General features: G+C 61.4%; 15 protein-coding genes. 6 read left to right on the forward strand and 9 right to left on the reverse strand.

The annotated features are described in order from the left end of the window. Position 1: 1 nt before the first annotated feature. The gene (argE, locus tag AC0L17_RS16930) at positions 2–1,126 is read right to left on the reverse strand and encodes an acetylornithine deacetylase (protein ID WP_473516754.1); all 1,125 of its coding nucleotides are present in this window, start codon (positions 1,124–1,126) and stop codon (positions 2–4) included. A 258-nt stretch (positions 1,127–1,384) separates the two neighbouring features. Here argE and AC0L17_RS16935 point away from each other — a divergent pair, with 258 nt between their 5' ends. Continuing rightward, positions 1,385–2,263, forward strand: a complete 879-nt coding sequence (locus AC0L17_RS16935; RefSeq protein WP_473516664.1) for a GNAT family N-acetyltransferase — start codon at positions 1,385–1,387, stop codon at positions 2,261–2,263. A gap of 96 nt (positions 2,264–2,359) precedes the next feature. Here AC0L17_RS16935 and AC0L17_RS16940 read toward each other — a convergent pair whose 3' ends face one another. From AC0L17_RS16940 to AC0L17_RS16965, 6 genes are all read right to left on the reverse strand, one after another. After that, the gene (locus AC0L17_RS16940) at positions 2,360–3,538 is read right to left on the reverse strand and encodes a MalY/PatB family protein (RefSeq protein ID WP_473516665.1); all 1,179 of its coding nucleotides are present in this window, start codon (positions 3,536–3,538) and stop codon (positions 2,360–2,362) included. 166 nt (positions 3,539–3,704) lie between these two features. Then, complete coding sequence (locus AC0L17_RS16945) at positions 3,705–4,844, reverse strand: amino acid ABC transporter permease (protein WP_473516666.1); 1,140 nt, start codon at positions 4,842–4,844, stop codon at positions 3,705–3,707. A gap of 3 nt (positions 4,845–4,847) precedes the next feature. Further along, on the reverse strand, positions 4,848–6,035 hold the full coding sequence (locus AC0L17_RS16950; RefSeq protein WP_473516667.1) for an amino acid ABC transporter permease: 1,188 nt from the start codon (positions 6,033–6,035) through the stop codon (positions 4,848–4,850). 70 nt (positions 6,036–6,105) lie between these two features. Continuing rightward, positions 6,106–7,119, reverse strand: coding sequence for an amino acid ABC transporter substrate-binding protein (locus tag AC0L17_RS16955; RefSeq protein ID WP_473516755.1), 1,014 nt, complete (start codon positions 7,117–7,119; stop codon positions 6,106–6,108). 140 nt (positions 7,120–7,259) lie between these two features. Further along, positions 7,260–8,213, reverse strand: coding sequence for a LysR family transcriptional regulator (locus AC0L17_RS16960; protein WP_473516668.1), 954 nt, complete (start codon positions 8,211–8,213; stop codon positions 7,260–7,262). 98 nt (positions 8,214–8,311) lie between these two features. Next, a complete protein-coding gene (locus AC0L17_RS16965) occupies positions 8,312–9,040 on the reverse strand; it encodes a Crp/Fnr family transcriptional regulator (protein ID WP_473516756.1) in 729 nt (242 codons plus the stop codon). A 310-nt stretch (positions 9,041–9,350) separates the two neighbouring features. On the opposite strand from AC0L17_RS16965, the gene AC0L17_RS16970 reads away from it, so the two are divergent. The 4 genes from AC0L17_RS16970 to AC0L17_RS16985 all read left to right on the forward strand — a co-directional run bounded on the left by AC0L17_RS16970 (position 9,351) and on the right by AC0L17_RS16985 (position 12,621). Then, on the forward strand, positions 9,351–10,319 hold the full coding sequence (locus tag AC0L17_RS16970) for a GAF domain-containing protein (protein ID WP_473516669.1): 969 nt from the start codon (positions 9,351–9,353) through the stop codon (positions 10,317–10,319). A gap of 146 nt (positions 10,320–10,465) precedes the next feature. Further along, positions 10,466–11,983 (forward strand): aldehyde dehydrogenase, encoded by a 1,518-nt coding sequence (gene adh / locus AC0L17_RS16975; protein WP_473516670.1) that lies wholly within the window; start codon positions 10,466–10,468, stop codon positions 11,981–11,983. Positions 11,984–12,040: 57 nt separating this feature from the next. Beyond that, the gene (locus AC0L17_RS16980) at positions 12,041–12,379 is read left to right on the forward strand and encodes a DUF779 domain-containing protein (RefSeq protein ID WP_473516671.1); all 339 of its coding nucleotides are present in this window, start codon (positions 12,041–12,043) and stop codon (positions 12,377–12,379) included. Further along, positions 12,361–12,621 (forward strand): NnrS family protein, encoded by a 261-nt coding sequence (locus AC0L17_RS16985; protein WP_473516672.1) that lies wholly within the window; start codon positions 12,361–12,363, stop codon positions 12,619–12,621. The genes AC0L17_RS16980 and AC0L17_RS16985 overlap by 19 nt, the downstream gene beginning before the upstream one ends. Positions 12,622–12,739: 118 nt before the next feature. On the opposite strand, the gene AC0L17_RS16990 is transcribed toward AC0L17_RS16985, so the two are convergent. Beyond that, positions 12,740–13,366, reverse strand: coding sequence for a class I SAM-dependent methyltransferase (locus AC0L17_RS16990; RefSeq protein ID WP_473516673.1), 627 nt, complete (start codon positions 13,364–13,366; stop codon positions 12,740–12,742). Positions 13,367–13,510: 144 nt separating this feature from the next. On the opposite strand from AC0L17_RS16990, the gene AC0L17_RS16995 reads away from it, so the two are divergent. Continuing rightward, complete coding sequence (locus tag AC0L17_RS16995; protein WP_473516674.1) at positions 13,511–13,807, forward strand: pyridoxamine 5'-phosphate oxidase family protein; 297 nt, start codon at positions 13,511–13,513, stop codon at positions 13,805–13,807. A 409-nt stretch (positions 13,808–14,216) separates the two neighbouring features. Here the strand turns inward: AC0L17_RS16995 and AC0L17_RS17000 are convergent, their stop codons facing one another. Then, the gene (locus tag AC0L17_RS17000) at positions 14,217–14,660 is read right to left on the reverse strand and encodes a pseudoazurin (RefSeq protein ID WP_473516675.1); all 444 of its coding nucleotides are present in this window, start codon (positions 14,658–14,660) and stop codon (positions 14,217–14,219) included. Positions 14,661–14,741 lie beyond the last annotated feature (81 nt).

The raw sequence follows: 14,741 nt of genomic DNA on the forward strand, positions 1-14,741 counted from the left end.
CTCAGGCCGCGAGACGCGCGCCGAGATCCTCGATCATGCTCTGGCAGGCAACAAGTTCACCGATCTCGATGTATTCATTGGGACGATGCGCGCGGGAAATTTCGCCAGGGCCGCAAATGATCGCATCGATACCGGCCTGCTGATAAAGCCCGGCCTCAGTGCCGTAACTGACCGCCGTGAGCGGCTCCTGCCCGGTCAGCTCTGTCAGGACTGCCGCTAGCTTGCTCCCATCCGCCGGCGCAAGGGCGGGATAGGAACTCAATTCGTGCCAAGCCACCTCGAAGCCGCTGTCGCGCAGATCGAAAAGCCGGGCTTTGACCGGCTCAAGCAGGGATGCTGGGGAAACGCCCGGCACGGCACGCACCTCGATATCGGCTGTGCAGTGGCCAGCGATGATGTTGACCGCCTGTCCACCGGCGATGACACCCACCTGCAAGGAAGAGTATGGGGGCTCGAAATTTTGATCGAGCGGGCCGCCCGTGAGCGATTGGCCGTAGGCCACGGCGTGCGAGATGACGCCGGCCATGGCGTGCACGGCATTGAGTCCGAGATCGGGGCGTGACGAATGGCCGGATCGCCCGATCACCTCGAGCCGCGCCGCGGCCTTTCCCTTGTGCGCACGCACAGGTTGCATCCGGCTGGGCTCGCCGACAATTGCGCCAAGCGGCCTCTCGCACAGGCTCGGCAACGCACCCAGGAGATGCGGCACCCCACGGCACCCCGCCTCTTCGTCGTAGGAGAATGCGAGATGGACTGGCTGCCGCAGGTTCATTGCCGCAAGTCCTGGCAGCGCTGCCAATGCGCAGGCGAGAAAGCCCTTCATGTCGGTGGTGCCGCGGCCGTAAAGCCTGCCGCCGTCGCGACGCAGGACGAACGGATCCGAGCTCCATTCCGGCTCGCCGGCCGGCACGACATCCATATGTCCGGAGATGACGTAGCCCCGACCGCCACGCGGCCCGACCGTGACGAACAGGTTGGACCGGTCGCCCTCGGGACCGGGCACAACCGTCACCTCGGCTCCGGCTGCCTGACAGTGGTCGCGGATCCAATCGACGATCTCGCCGTTTGGCGTGCCCACAACGGAGGGAAATGCGATCAGGGTCGCGAGGATTTCTTCCACGTTCATGGCGGTCCGCTCTGCTTGCACACTATCACCGGGTGCGACCAGCCTATCCGCAGGCAGCAGTGTTCCCTGCCGAATCGCGTCGTGCTTTGGCTGAAGATTGCGAAAAAACGCCTCGAACCAGCGAAACCTGCTGGCGTTCCCGTGTAATGCTGCTGCAAATGAGGCCTGTCGCAAACATGGCTATCGGCGCCAGGATTTAACACCGCGTGCCCTGGGCATTCGTTGAAAGACATTCGTTGAAGGAGCGGATCGACTGAGATGCAGAGATCAGTACGCCTGAAATCCTTTGAACTGGTTGCGCGCGACATCAATGATGTCGATGTTGATCTGCTGCATGCACTGTCGATTTCGGTCCGCTGGCCGCATCGCCCAAAAGACTGGGATCTGTTGCGCCGCGCCGGCCACGGCATCGTCGCCGTTGACGGAATTGGGCGCGTCTTCGGAAGCGCGATGTGGTTTCCCCAAGGGGACGATTTTGCCACCATCGGCCTGGTGATCACGACGCCTCGCGCACAGGCGCAGGGAGGCGGCCGATGGCTCATGGACCAGGTCCTCGAGCAGTGCGGGGATCGCAATCTGGCCCTGAATGCCACCCATGCCGCCTATCCTCTGTATGTGTCGCTCGGCTTCACGAACGAGGCGATCGTCTACATGCGCCAGGGCGAGATCCCACAAAAACTCCCGCCAATGCCAGCTCCGGATGGTGAATTAAGTGATCTGCCCAGCGGCAGACTTCGCGAGATCACCGAACTGGACGCGCGCGCATTCGGGACCAACCGTGCAAGGCTGCTTGCGTTGCTCTCGGAGGATGCCTCGATCGCCACTTTGAGTCGCGGCGGCGAGGTCGTTGGCTATTCCATGTGTCGCGAGTTCGGGCGCGGCCATGTGATTGGTCCCACAATAGCCCGAAACGACCAGGACGCGGTCCACCTCACAGCCGTCCATCTGAACAAGCTGGCAGGTCGATTCGCCCGCGTCGATACGCGCGAGAAGGATGGCGTGTTTGCCGAGTTTCTGCAGCAGAGCGGCCTCGGCATTGCCGAGACCGTGACGACGATGTCCAAAGGCCACCGCTTTCTGAACCGCGAAAGCAACGGGCCCTGGGTCTATGGATTGGCCAGCCACGCCTGGAGCTGAATGCAAGCACGCTATCGCCGTCAAGCAGCAGAGGTGCGGGTTCGCGTTGCGCAACGCGATCTGAACGAAGCTTGTCGCCCAACGGGCCCTACGCCCTCACAACGACTCCAGCGCCCTGGACATGCGTTCGAGCCCTCTGCGCAACAGCGGACGAGGGCAACCGACATTGAGGCGAATGAAGCCTTCACCGCCGGGCCCATAGACGCGCCCGTCGTACAAATTGACCCCGGCTCGGTCGACGAAAAAGCGTTGAACGCCTCCGACCCTCCGATCGAGCCCGCGCGCATCCAGCCACACCAGGAAGGAAGCGTCCGGCCGCATCGGTGTGATGCCCGGCAGGCGATCCTCGGCGAACTTGAGGACGAAATCGACATTGCCGCCGATGTAGCGCGTCAGCTGATCCAGCCAAGGCGCGCCGGTGCTGTAGGCGACCTCTAGCGCCAGCCGTCCAAAGAAGTTGGCATTGACCATGAACGATGCCTGCATGGTAGCCAGAAGCGCCTCGCGCCGCTGCTTGTTGACAACCGACACGGTTGCGGAGGGCACGCCGGCCAGATTGAAGGTCTTCGTTGGAGCCGTGCAGATGAATGACTTTTCCGCGGCATCCTCCGAGAGGGACGAGAAGACGATGTGCGGGCGATCCGACAATCTGATATCGCAATGGATGTCATCGGATATGACAAGGATGCCGTAGCGCTCGCAGACATCGTTCAGCGCCGTCAATTCCCCGCGCGTCCACACCTTTCCAGCTGGATTGTGCGGATTACACAACAGGAAGGCCTTGGCGCCGGCTGCCAGTTTCGCGAAGTTCTCCAGGTCGAGTTCATATCGGTTATCCTGCAACCTTAGCCTGTTGACCAGCAGCTTCCTGCCGTTCCCCTGAATCACTTCGAAATAGGGCGAGTAGATGGGAGACTGCACGATCACCCCGTCCCCGGGCTTCGTGAAGGTCCGAAGCATCGCGGCTACCGACGGCATGATCGCAGGCGCCGGCAGCAGCGATTCCAGTGCCGGCGACCAGCCGTGCCGACGCGCGAACCATGATTGCACAATCTCGTAGTGACGGGGGTCGCGGCGGGTATAGCCATAGATTCCATGGTCAGCCGCTTCGCGCAGCCGCGCGATGACGGTTTCAGGCGCGCGAAAATCCATGTCCGCGGTCCACAGCGAAAGCAGATCTTCGCCCTCGACCCGAGGCGAGAATTCGTCCCACTGATTGGCCCATTTGACTGACCCAAACTGGTGGCGATCATAGATCCTGTCGAAGTCGATCATTCCAACATTTCTTTCCGCAACCGTCGGTTGCGATGTATCTACACACGTCATTGCCTGGTTTCCGGTGTGGTTTTTGCCGCTCGCGGCTGCTCGAACTTTTGGCGGGCTATTAGAGGATTTGCGCCGCGTGCCTCGCTGCTGAAACTGCCTGTCGCACATCCGCTTCCTAGCTCTTGTGGCCGCGCGCCAACGCGCGCTCCATCGACTGCGAGTACCGGGACATTCCGAAGCAAAAAATCCAGTAGACCAGCCCGGCGAAAAGATAGCCGGTCGAGGAGATCGTCGGCCCGGCCCAGTTCGGATCGACTCGCGCCGTTTCGACGGCTCTCAGGAAGTCCGCAATGCCGACGATCGCTACCAGCGTCGTGTCCTTGAACAGCCCGATGAAGGTAGAGACGATGCCTGGGATAACGATAGTGAGCGCCTGCGGCAGGATGATCAGACGCATCATGGTGAAATAGCTGACGCCGAGCGCCTTTGCCGCCTCATTTTGCCCCTTCGGGATCGCCTGAAGGCCTGCGCGCACCACCTCGGCCATGTAGGCCGACGAGAACAGCGCTATTGCAATCAGCGGACGCAGCAGCCGATCGGGCGTCAGATAGTCGGGGACGAAGAGCGGCATCATGAAATTCGCCATGAACAGCACCGTGATGAACGGCACACCCCTGACGACCTCGATGAAGATCACACACACTGCCCTGACGAAGGGAAGCTCCGATCGTCGGCCAAGCGCGAGAAGCACGCCGAGCGGCAGCGAGAAGACGATGCCCACGATCGACATGAGCAGCGTGATCAGCAGCCCACCCCACAAGACGGTATCGATGACCGGCAGATTGAAGGACGCGACACCGCGCAACAACGCGAAGGCGACGACCGGGTAGGCAACAAAGAACAGCATAGCCGCCACGTTGCGCCGCGGCGCCCGTTTCCACAGCAGCCAGGCGATCAGCACGGCGCCGATCGCCAGCGTCAGGTCCACCCGCCAGCGCTCGGAAACCGGATATGCCCCGTAACGGAAATAGTCGAATTTCTCGACGATGAACGGCCAACACGCGCCCTCAGGGTTGGCGCGGCATTCTTCCTGTCCGCCGGCCCAGACTGCATCCAAGACTGTAAAACGCACGAACTGATGCAAAAGCCATGCGGCGAGAACTGTGAAGCAGATCGTCAGAACGCCGGAGAACGGCGTCGAGAACAGGTTCTTTCTGATCCAGGTCGCCGGGCTCGGCCGGATTCCACAAGGCGGCGCCATAGGCGGCAGAAGCGGAGCGCTAACGAGGTGCGGATGCAGGGACTGGCCGCTCATGCATCACCTCTCGACAATCGCGAAACGTTGATTGAACGCGTTCATGGTCATCGACATGACGAGGGAGATCGCGAGGTAGACCGACAGCGTAATCGCCATCACCTGGACGGCGGCGCCAGTCTGGTTGAGCACCGTTCCCGCGAAAACCTGAACGAGATCGGGGTAGCCGATAAACACGGCGAGTGAGGAATTCTTCGTGAGATTCAGGTACTGGCTGGTCAGGGGCGGTATGATGATGCGCAGTGCCTGCGGAACAATGACCAGGCGAAGCGTTTTGCCCGGCGCAAGCCCGAGCGCATGGGCGGCTTCGGTCTGGCCTTTCGGCACAGCCTGGATCCCGCTGCGGACAATTTCCGCGATAAAGGAAGCGGTGTAGACGGACAGACCGATCAGAAGAGCCGCGAACTCCGGATAAAGCTGGTGTCCACCGCGGTAATTGAACCCTTTCAACTCTGGCGTCACGAACGACACCGGCGAACCGACCAGGAGGAAGACGATCAGAGGCAGTCCGATCAAGGCAGCGAGGCTGACCCAAAGCACGGGCAGCTGCTTTCCGGTGCGGTTCTGTGCGCGTCTGGCGTAGGACCAAAAAGCGACGCAGAAGAAGCTGGCCGCCAGGAATGCAAGTCCCACGGTACCTGCTCCTGCGTAGAGCTGGATTTCCGGAATGATGAGACCGCGATTGTTCAGATAGATGCCGCCGGGGAGTTCGATCGACGCCCTCGGCGCAGGCAGCGCTTTCAGGACTGCATTGTACCAGAACAAAAGCTGCAGCAATAACGGGATGTTGCGTATGATCTCTACATAGGAGGCCGCGACTTTTGAAACGATCCAGTTCGGTGACAGACGGGCAATGCCGACGACAAAGCCCAAGATTGTGGCCAGGACGATTCCAAGCAAGCTCACATAGAGCGTGTTGACCACGCCCACCCAGAACGCTTGGCCGTAGGTGGAGAGCGTGTCGTAGGGGATCAGCGTCTGATTGATGTCAAAGCCGGCGGCCTCGTTCCAGAAGCCGAAAGACAGCGGAATCCCGCGTGCCCTCATGTTCGACGCAGTCTGAACGGCAATGCCCACGGCCAAAGCCAGCAGGCTGGCCGCTAGCAAAAGTTGATAGATGACGCCGCGGACCTTGGCGTCGTGCAGGGACAGGCTCCTGCGCGAGGGCGCGGCGAGCAGCACGTCGGACATGACCCTGTTCCTGTGTTGATGTGGACTTAGACGCCGGCGCAATCGCTGGCGTCTTGTGGACCAACCCAGCCTAGCGGATCGGCGGGGCGTACTGGAGACCGCCCTCACTCCAAAGAGCGTTCAGGCCGCGCTCCATCTTGAGCGGCGAGGCCTTGCCGATATTGCGATCGAACACTTCGCCATAGTTGCCGACCTGCCTGATAACGTCCACGGACCAGGTATCGCCAAGCCCGAGATCCTTTCCGAGGCTGCCCTCCGCTCCGAGCAGCCGGCGAATGTTCGGGTTGTCCGACGACTTCATTTCATCGACATTCTGCTGGGTTACGCCCAATTCTTCGGCTGCGACCATGACAAGGAGCGTCCATTTGGCCACGTTGAGCCAATGATCATCGCCCTGCCGCACGGCTGGCCCAAGCGGCTCCTTGGAGATGAGTTCGGGAAGCACGATGCTGTCGTCGCCCTTCGCCATGCGCTGGCGCGATGCATTCAAAGTGGACGTATCGGCGGAGAGGACGTCGCAGCGACCTTCGTCGTATGCCTTTACGACGGCTTCTTCATCGGCAAACCCGACGGTCGAGAATGTCATCGAATGCGACCGGAAGTAATCGGCGAGATTCAATTCTGTCGTCGTGCCCTGGGTGACGCAGATGGATGCGCCATCCAGATCCTTGGCCGAACCGACGTTCTCCGCTTTGCGGACCATAAAACCCTGGCCATCGTAGAAATACGTGCCCGCAAAAAGTATTCCGAGAGACGTGTCGCGCGATGATGTCCAGGTTGCGTTATGTGCGAGTATATCGATCTCGCCCGACTGAAGCGCGGTGAACCGGTCCTTCGGCGTAAGCGGAATGAACCTTACCTTCTGCGCATCGCCCAGAACCGCTGCTGCAACAGCGCGACAATAGTCGACCACGAACCCGGTCCATTTGCCCTCATTGTCTGGAAGGCTAAATCCGGCCGTCGCTGAGTTGGTTCCGCAGGTCAGAACTCCGTTCTTCCTAACATTGTCGATCGTCGCGGCGGACGCGTTGGATACAACGAGCCCTACCGCTGCTCCGACCAGACTCTTGAGAATTGCTTGCATCTTGGTTCCCCTTATTTTTTTGTGGAGCACCAAGGTTGCGCAGGCCTCATTATTGGTCAAATTCATTCTCGTCATGATGACTATGAGATCTGCTCATACAATGGCTGCACTCGTAATGGTTTCAGCCGTGTGTCTCCTGTTTATTTCTCCTGTTCTCTCTCAGAAACAATTTCTCTCTTTTTAATCTGTGACTCAGAGTAGATGTTTGAGAGAACTTCTTTGAGCCAGATCGTCCCTGGGTCCGTGGCCATCTGCGGATGAAGGAGCAACCACGCGCTCACATTTGGGATCGGCAGGGGCGGCGAAAGGAGAGTCACTTCACTCGCTTTATCAAGGATTTGGAGGATTCCGTCACCACAATGAGCAACAAGTTCGGTGCCTCGCAAGACCCACGGAAGTGCCAGATAATTCGATATCGTCGCGACCACGTTCCGCCGCAAACCGAGCTCCTTGAGCGCGGCGTCCGCAAGTCCGCTGGAAACACCATCGGCGGAAACCTGCAAGTGAGACGCTGACAGGTATGTCTCCAATGACATCGCCGAACTTGCGATTTGGCTGCCGCTCCAAACTGCGCAGAAGAGACGATCCTGGCCCAGTTCGACCTTTAGGAGGCTTGGGTCATCCTTGATCACTGCTCCAGTCAAGGCACAGTCGATCTGTCGAAGATGAACCGAGGACGGGATATCGAGCCCGTTCGCTGGAATGATATTCAACGTGGCACCGGGCGCCTGCCTGGAAAACTCCCGGAGAAGACGGGGTATGATTATCATCGCATGGTAGTCGGTGAGTCCGACACGAAAGTTCCGCCGCGTGGTTGCGGGATCGAAAGTTTGATGGCGATCAATCGAGGCTCGAATCGTCGCCAATCCGGCCGAAATGTCTGGCAGAAGCTCGACCGCCCGCGGGGTCGGCCTCATAACGCCTCCATCGCGCGTGAACAGCTTGTCGCCGAAAAGGTGCCGCAGCCTGGATAAGGAATGGCTGATCGCAGATTGCGTTCTTCCCAATTCGCATGCCGTACGCGTGACGCTTCTTTCGCGCATCATGACGTCGAACACGCGCAGCAAATTCAGGTCGAGGTCATCGAAGCTCATGAGCCGAAAAGGCCTTGATTTTTCATCATGAGGCGAGAACGCCCGCGTAGCGTTCGAAATGAAAATCCCCGTTCCGCTTCTGGCGCTGGTCCATTCGTTCAGCCACAACGCTTCCTGAGCCGCTCGAGGTCGGGCACATCGACCTGGGTCACTGCGCTGATTGCAATGACTTTCTCCGCGCGGAGCCTGGACAACTGCCGCGAGACGGTCTCGATGGTCAGCCCGAGGAAATCGGCAATGTCACCGCGTGTGAGAGGCAGAAGAAACTTGCGGCCCTTCTGTTCGCTGTCCGCTGATGGATCGAGGTGCGTGGCGATGAGATAAAGGAAGCTGGCGACCTTCTCGGCAGCCGTCTTCCGCCCCAGCGTGACCATCCATTCGCGGGCTTCATCGAGTTCCCTGAGCGTCTGCTCCATCAACCGACGCTCCAGCTTGGGATTCGCCGCGATCAACCGTTCCAGACCACTCTTCGACACGCGGCAGAGATCGACGTCGGACGCAGCTTCGGCAGTTACGGCACTGTCAGGCGCGAAAAGTCGCCCGAGGAAATCCGGGGCGAACTGCAGCCCGACGATCTGCTGGCGGCCGTCTTCCAGCACCTTGGTCAGCTTGACTACGCCCCGCATTACATTCGCATAGGACTCGACGGGCATGCCCTCCGCGGCGAGTTCCTCTCCGGCAGAATGCCGGGCCAGGCGCGTGTGGCGAGAAAGCGCAACAAGCTCGGCCGAATCGAGCACGCCGCACATTCCCTTGTGCCGGGCCTCACAGCTCCGGCAAAGCACAGGAATGTCGGAGTTGTGTATGTCCTTGCGGTTCGTGTCCATGGCGCTGTCGGGAATATCGGACACTCCGGCGCCGAATGCCAGCGTGGCGAACACAAGGTTCGCATATGCCGCAGACGCCGCCGATCCAGAAACTCGTCCGCAGGTTTGATCCATGTCAAGAGAGCTCCGGCCGTTGCCGGATAACGCTGGCGCAAGGGAGGCGCCTGGTTCTTCTTGGCAATTGACAGAGGGTTCGACCGAAGCGGAGATAGCGCTGCCAACGCAACCCCGACGTACACGTACCTGATCCAGGTACTGAAAGGCCTGATCCAGGGACTGAAAGGAAAGAGTCGGGATTTGGGAGGATAGCATGGGCGAGGTTCTACCCGGTCATCATGCCGATCGGATACAGGCCGCAATCATTTCGGATGCCGCGGCGAAGTCGGCGCTGGTCGCTTCATGGCGACGCTCGTCCAATCTGCATAAGCTCGATCCAACCGATCCCAAACCGCCGCGTTACCTGACCGAGGCCGAATTTGTCGATGCCAGGCAACGGATCGAACCGCTGATCCGAGCCGCCCAATCAAGCCTCGACAGACTCTACCTGGCGGTGGGAGGTGTTGGATGCTGCGTGCTTCTCGCCGACCGTGAGGGCGTGCCGGTCGAACGGCGCGGTGCACCTGCGGATGACGAGACGTTTCACAACTGGGGGTTGTGGACAGGCTCGGTCTGGAACGAGGAGAGCGAGGGCACCAACGGCATCGGCACCTGTCTTGTCGAGCAGCGCGTGCTGACGATCCATCGCGACCAGCATTTTCACACGCGCAACACAGCGCTGAGCTGCATCACCGCGCCCATCTACGATCACGAGGGAGACCTCGTCGCCGCCCTCGACGTGTCTTCCTGCCGGGCAGATCTAACCGAAGCCTTCGCCAATCTTATTTCGGTGGCCGTGGTCGACGCCGCGCGACGCATTGAGGCGGAGAACTTCAAGATGGCATTCCCGAAGGCGCGCATTCTGCTCGCGCCAATAACCGACAAAGGTTCGGGCGGGCTGGTCGCGGTCGATGCGGACGACCTTGTGGTCGGCGCGACCCGCTCAGCGCGACTGGCGCTGGGAATCGCGCAAAAAAGCCTTCGCAAGCCGCTCCCCGCGGCCGATCTGCTTGGCGGGGCGAGGAAGGTCACCGAAGCCCTCGCCGAGGCGGAGCGCGGGGCTCTGCAACGGGTGCTGGCACGGACAGATGGAAATGTCTCGGCCGCGGCCGCAGCACTTGGGATCAGCCGTGCGACGCTCCACCGGAAGCTCAACCGCCTCGATCTCCATAGATCGCACTGATCTTTTCGAATCCCGGCATGACTGTCGCAGTTCTGCGACACGTCCCGCGGGTCCACTGTTCTCACCATCGTGACAGCGAGCGGGCAGATGCGGCAAGTCTTTCCGCCGAAGCGCCGCATCCCGCGGCGTTGTTTCGGGAGGTTGATATGAACAAGGTTGAATTCTCACGCTCCGTCAAGGCGCCCTTCGACAGGCGTTACGGCAATTTCATTGGCGGCAAATGGACCGAGCCGCTGTCCGGCAAGTATTTCGAGAATTTCTCGCCGGTAAACGGTCAGCTTCTCTGCGAAGTCGCCCGTTCCGACTCCAAGGATATCGAGGCCGCGCTCGACGCGGCCCATGCTGCCAGGGACGCATGGGGCCGCACCAGCCCGGCCGAACGCGCTTTGATTCTCAATCGCATTGCTGATCGCATGGAGGAGAACCTCGATCTCCTCGCGCGCGCCGAGACCTGGGACAACGGCAAGCCGATCCGTGAGACGACCGCCGCCGACCTGCCGCTGGCCATCGATCACTTCCGCTACTTCGCCGGCGCGATCCGCGCCCAGGAGGGCAGCCTCTCCGAGATCGACCACGACACCGTTGCCTATCACTTCCACGAACCGTTGGGCGTCGTCGGCCAGATCATCCCGTGGAACTTCCCACTGCTCATGGCGGTATGGAAACTGGCCCCCGCGATCGCGGCCGGCAACTGCGTGGTTCTGAAACCCGCAGAGCAGACCCCGGCGGCGATAATGCTCTGGGCGGACCTCATCGGCGACCTGCTGCCGCCGGGCGTGCTCAACATTGTCAACGGCTTCGGCCTCGAGGCAGGCAAGCCCCTCGCCTCCTCCAACCGGATCGCAAAGATCGCCTTCACCGGCGAGACGACCACTGGCCGGCTGATCATGCAGTACGCCAGCCAGAACCTGATCCCGGTAACGCTCGAGCTCGGCGGCAAGTCGCCCAACATCTTCTTCCAGGACGTCACCGCCGAGGACGACGATTTCTTCGACAAGGCGATCGAGGGTTTCGTCATGTTCGCACTCAACCAGGGCGAGGTTTGTACCTGCCCGAGCCGGGCGCTGATCCATGAAAAGATCTACGACCGCTTCATAGAGCGGGCGCTGAAGCGCGTCGAGGCGATCGTCCAGGGCGACCCGCTGGATCCGGCGACGATGATCGGCGCGCAGGCCTCGTCCGAGCAGCTCGAGAAGATCCTGTCCTACATCGACATCGGCAAGCAGGAAGGCGCCGAAGTGCTCACTGGCGGCGCGCGCAACGAGCTGCCGGGCGATCTCGCCGGCGGCTATTACGTCAAGCCGACGGTGTTCAAGGGTCACAACAAGATGCGCATCTTCCAGGAGGAGATCTTCGGGCCGGTGGTTTCGGTGACAACCTTCAAGGACGACGACGAGGCCTTGTCGATCGCCAACGACACGCTCTACGGCCTCGGCGCCGGCATCTGGAGCCGCGACGCCAACCGGCTCTACCGCTTCGGCCGGGCGATCCAGGCGGGCCGCGTCTGGACCAACTGCTACCACGCCTACCCGGCGCACGCGGCGTTTGGCGGCTACAAGCAGTCCGGCATCGGCCGCGAGACCCACAAGATGATGCTCGACCACTACCAGCAGACCAAGAACATCCTGGTCAGCTACAGCCCGAAGAAGCTCGGCTTCTTCTGAGGACTGCCTCACGGGGCGCGGTACGTTCCCGCGCTTCGCTTTCCGGAGGAGGATGGAATGCACGACAAGGTGAGCGCCACGCCGGCGGCGCTGGAGTTCCTGGCGGAGATCATCGCCGAGCATGGGCCGGTGCTGTTCCACCAGTCGGGCGGCTGCTGCGACGGTTCCTCGCCAATGTGCTACCCCCAGGGTGATTTCGCTCTGGGGGACAGCGACGTATTGCTCGGCGAGATCGGCGGCGCGCCGTTTTACATCGGCGCGGCGCAATACGACGCGTGGAAGCACACCAACCTCGTCATCGATGCTGTGCCCGGACGCGGTGGCATGTTCTCACTCGACAACGGCAGGGAGAGACGCTTCCTGACGCGGTCCACGGTGTGCCAGGTGGGAATCTGAATTTCGAGCACCAGCGGACGTCCAGCCTCGGCCACACTGGACGGGAGATCGTCGCGGACCGGACCGTTCTCGCAGCCTTCATAGCGGTTACATTGGGAGCTGTCCTGCGGGTCGCGGCGCCGTTGGCAGGAGACTGGCACGCGCACTTACTGATCTGCGGCGGTGCGCTGTGGAGTGCCGCCTTCCTGCTGTTCGCCATTCGCTATGCGCCTGTCCTGTGGGGGCGCAGGGCCAGCGCTTGAGATGGGCGGATACTCCGAGCTTCGAAAGCAAATGACGTCATCCATCAACCGTCGTGATCTACTTAAGGCGCACGCGGCGCAGCCCGTTCCCGGTGGCGTCGAATCCGGGCCTAGTGCGTCACCCGCGGCTCGCCCGAACGCTCAGCCACCGATCATTGGGCTTTCCGATGCATCGACGTACCTCGCTGACGATCCAGCCGGCGTCTGTGAGTGCGGACCGCAGGGCAGGCTCGCGCCAGTACGTCTCGACGTAGCGCCGAGGCGCTGCAGCGCAGCCGTGTGTGGACACATCCTCGCCATCGCCCTCTCTAACCGAGGCGTGCAGTCGGCCACCGGGCCGGGTTGCCTCGGCAAGCCGTCCAAGCACCGTGCCGAAATCCTCGCGCGCGACGTGAATCAGGCAGGCACAGGCCCAGATCCCGTCGTACGGCGTGCCGGGACGCTGCGGGTCGGCCAGGTCTTCGGTCAGCGGGTCCAACAGGTCGGCCTCGAAGCCACTCTCGCGAAGCAGTTCGACGAAACCCTTCGAAATGTCGGTGCGCCGGACGCTGATCCCCCGCTTCTCAAGCTCAAGGGCATCTCGCCCGCCACCGCTTCCGATCTCCAGCACCCTGCCAGAGCCACCCAGCTCGGTCACGAACGCATCGATCTCGGTCGCGACCCATTCTGGCATCGCCGCGGCCTCGGCAGCGTACTCCGCCGCGACCGCATCATAGGACCGCACGGTATCCCGGTCGGTGCTCATCCTGGCGCTTCTCCTTCAAGACAAGAGGCTCGATGAGCGAGTGGCCCATAAGCCCGTGGAAGTTGTCACCGAGGGACATTGATCTGAGACAACGACGATTGTGTGCGACGCGCGCATTGTGAGACTTCGATGAGGAGTTCCGCCATGACAATTCGACAACTATCCCTCGCCCAATGCACCGCCCTGATTTCTGAGAACCGGCTCGCGCGGCTCGCCTGCTCGTCCGGTAACCAGCCCTACCTTGTGCCAATCTACTACGCCTACGACGACAGATGCACCTATTCCTTCACTATGCAGGGCCGAAAGCTGGACACCATGCGGGGCAACCCTCAAGTGGCGCTTCTGGTCGAAGAAAAAGGTGAGGCCAGCAGCGTCATCCGGCCAGCGTCATCCGGCGCGGCAGCTGCCACGAAACCAAAATGGGAAGCGTTCAAGCAATAGCAGTCCCGTCACGGCTCCGCTTGAACGGCTCTCTCTCTGGATCACGTTCGGCGCTGGTCGCGCTTGTACCCTGGGCTAGGAAGGTAGCCCAACGTCCTGGATGCGAAGCTTCGCGGATGAATTAGGCAGGCCTTCGCAAGAGATCAGCAACGAGGCTTGGCGCGGCCTCCGGCCGCTCGCCGTTCTGCAAGAGCCGCCGGTCCTCCTTGGAAAGGAAGACCGGCGGACGAGGTCGGCGAAGTCGTGGCCCGGGTGGCAGCGGCCATATCGCCGCGACGTTTCCTCCCGGATCGCGGGATCGTGGTTCGGCGCGCCTTGGCGCCAAGCCTGCCTGTCCGCTCGGTCCATCACTTACGTCTCCTTGACGCGGCCCCCGCCGTCCGCGCCAATTCGCGTCTGTTGACCCGCGCTACCTGGCCGCCACGGCCTGGCCGAAGAGTTCGGCGAACACGGCTTTGGCCTTGCCGGTCTGCTTGACGGCCTTGGCTGCGTCGAGGTTGACCGGCTGGCTTACCTCGATCAGCGCGACCATCCCCATTCCGTAGTGCGGCGCACACTTGACGCCGTAGACGCCTTCCTTGTCGAGCGTTACCGTGAAGACCTCGTTGAACTTGCTCTTGAAGGCCTCGGCGCCTTCCGGGAGCATGCCTTTGATCGTTTCCACGTTGTGGCCCTTGTCGGTCGGCACGAAGCGAATGGTGTCGCCGGGGGCGGCGCTGACGAAGTCGGGTTGGAACACCATCGCACCCTTCTCGCCCTTGTTCAGCATCGTGACCTCGATTTCGGCTGCGCCAGCCGCGCCTGCGACCGCAACCGCCGCGCCTAGCGCCAGCGCTGCGATGAGCTTCTTCATTTTCCTGGTCCTTTCCTGGTATGCGGCTCCATTGCCGTTGAAGGCTTTATAGTGCGTGACGCCAACAGGCAGTTTGCGCTG

It is taken from the genome of Mesorhizobium sp. WSM4829 (assembly GCF_055811475.1).

What these genes read in the sequence shown, in the direction of transcription:
- AC0L17_RS16935 (WP_473516664.1), top strand. Translation starts at nt 1,385, where the DNA reads ATGCAGAGATCAGTACGCCTGAAATCCTTTGAACTGGTTGCGCGCGAC.
- AC0L17_RS16940 (WP_473516665.1), bottom strand. Translation starts at nt 3,538, where the DNA reads ATGATCGACTTCGACAGGATCTATGATCGCCACCAGTTTGGGTCAGTC.
- AC0L17_RS16990 (WP_473516673.1), bottom strand. Translation starts at nt 13,366, where the DNA reads ATGAGCACCGACCGGGATACCGTGCGGTCCTATGATGCGGTCGCGGCG.
- AC0L17_RS16995 (WP_473516674.1), top strand. Translation starts at nt 13,511, where the DNA reads ATGACAATTCGACAACTATCCCTCGCCCAATGCACCGCCCTGATTTCT.
- adh (WP_473516670.1), top strand. Translation starts at nt 10,466, where the DNA reads ATGAACAAGGTTGAATTCTCACGCTCCGTCAAGGCGCCCTTCGACAGG.
- AC0L17_RS16960 (WP_473516668.1), bottom strand. Translation starts at nt 8,213, where the DNA reads ATGAGCTTCGATGACCTCGACCTGAATTTGCTGCGCGTGTTCGACGTC.
- AC0L17_RS16965 (WP_473516756.1), bottom strand. Translation starts at nt 9,040, where the DNA reads ATGGACACGAACCGCAAGGACATACACAACTCCGACATTCCTGTGCTT.
- AC0L17_RS16980 (WP_473516671.1), top strand. Translation starts at nt 12,041, where the DNA reads ATGCACGACAAGGTGAGCGCCACGCCGGCGGCGCTGGAGTTCCTGGCG.
- AC0L17_RS17000 (WP_473516675.1), bottom strand. Translation starts at nt 14,660, where the DNA reads ATGAAGAAGCTCATCGCAGCGCTGGCGCTAGGCGCGGCGGTTGCGGTC.
- argE (WP_473516754.1), bottom strand. Translation starts at nt 1,126, where the DNA reads ATGAACGTGGAAGAAATCCTCGCGACCCTGATCGCATTTCCCTCCGTT.
- AC0L17_RS16950 (WP_473516667.1), bottom strand. Translation starts at nt 6,035, where the DNA reads ATGTCCGACGTGCTGCTCGCCGCGCCCTCGCGCAGGAGCCTGTCCCTG.
- AC0L17_RS16970 (WP_473516669.1), top strand. Translation starts at nt 9,351, where the DNA reads ATGGGCGAGGTTCTACCCGGTCATCATGCCGATCGGATACAGGCCGCA.
- AC0L17_RS16945 (WP_473516666.1), bottom strand. Translation starts at nt 4,844, where the DNA reads ATGAGCGGCCAGTCCCTGCATCCGCACCTCGTTAGCGCTCCGCTTCTG.
- AC0L17_RS16955 (WP_473516755.1), bottom strand. Translation starts at nt 7,119, where the DNA reads ATGCAAGCAATTCTCAAGAGTCTGGTCGGAGCAGCGGTAGGGCTCGTT.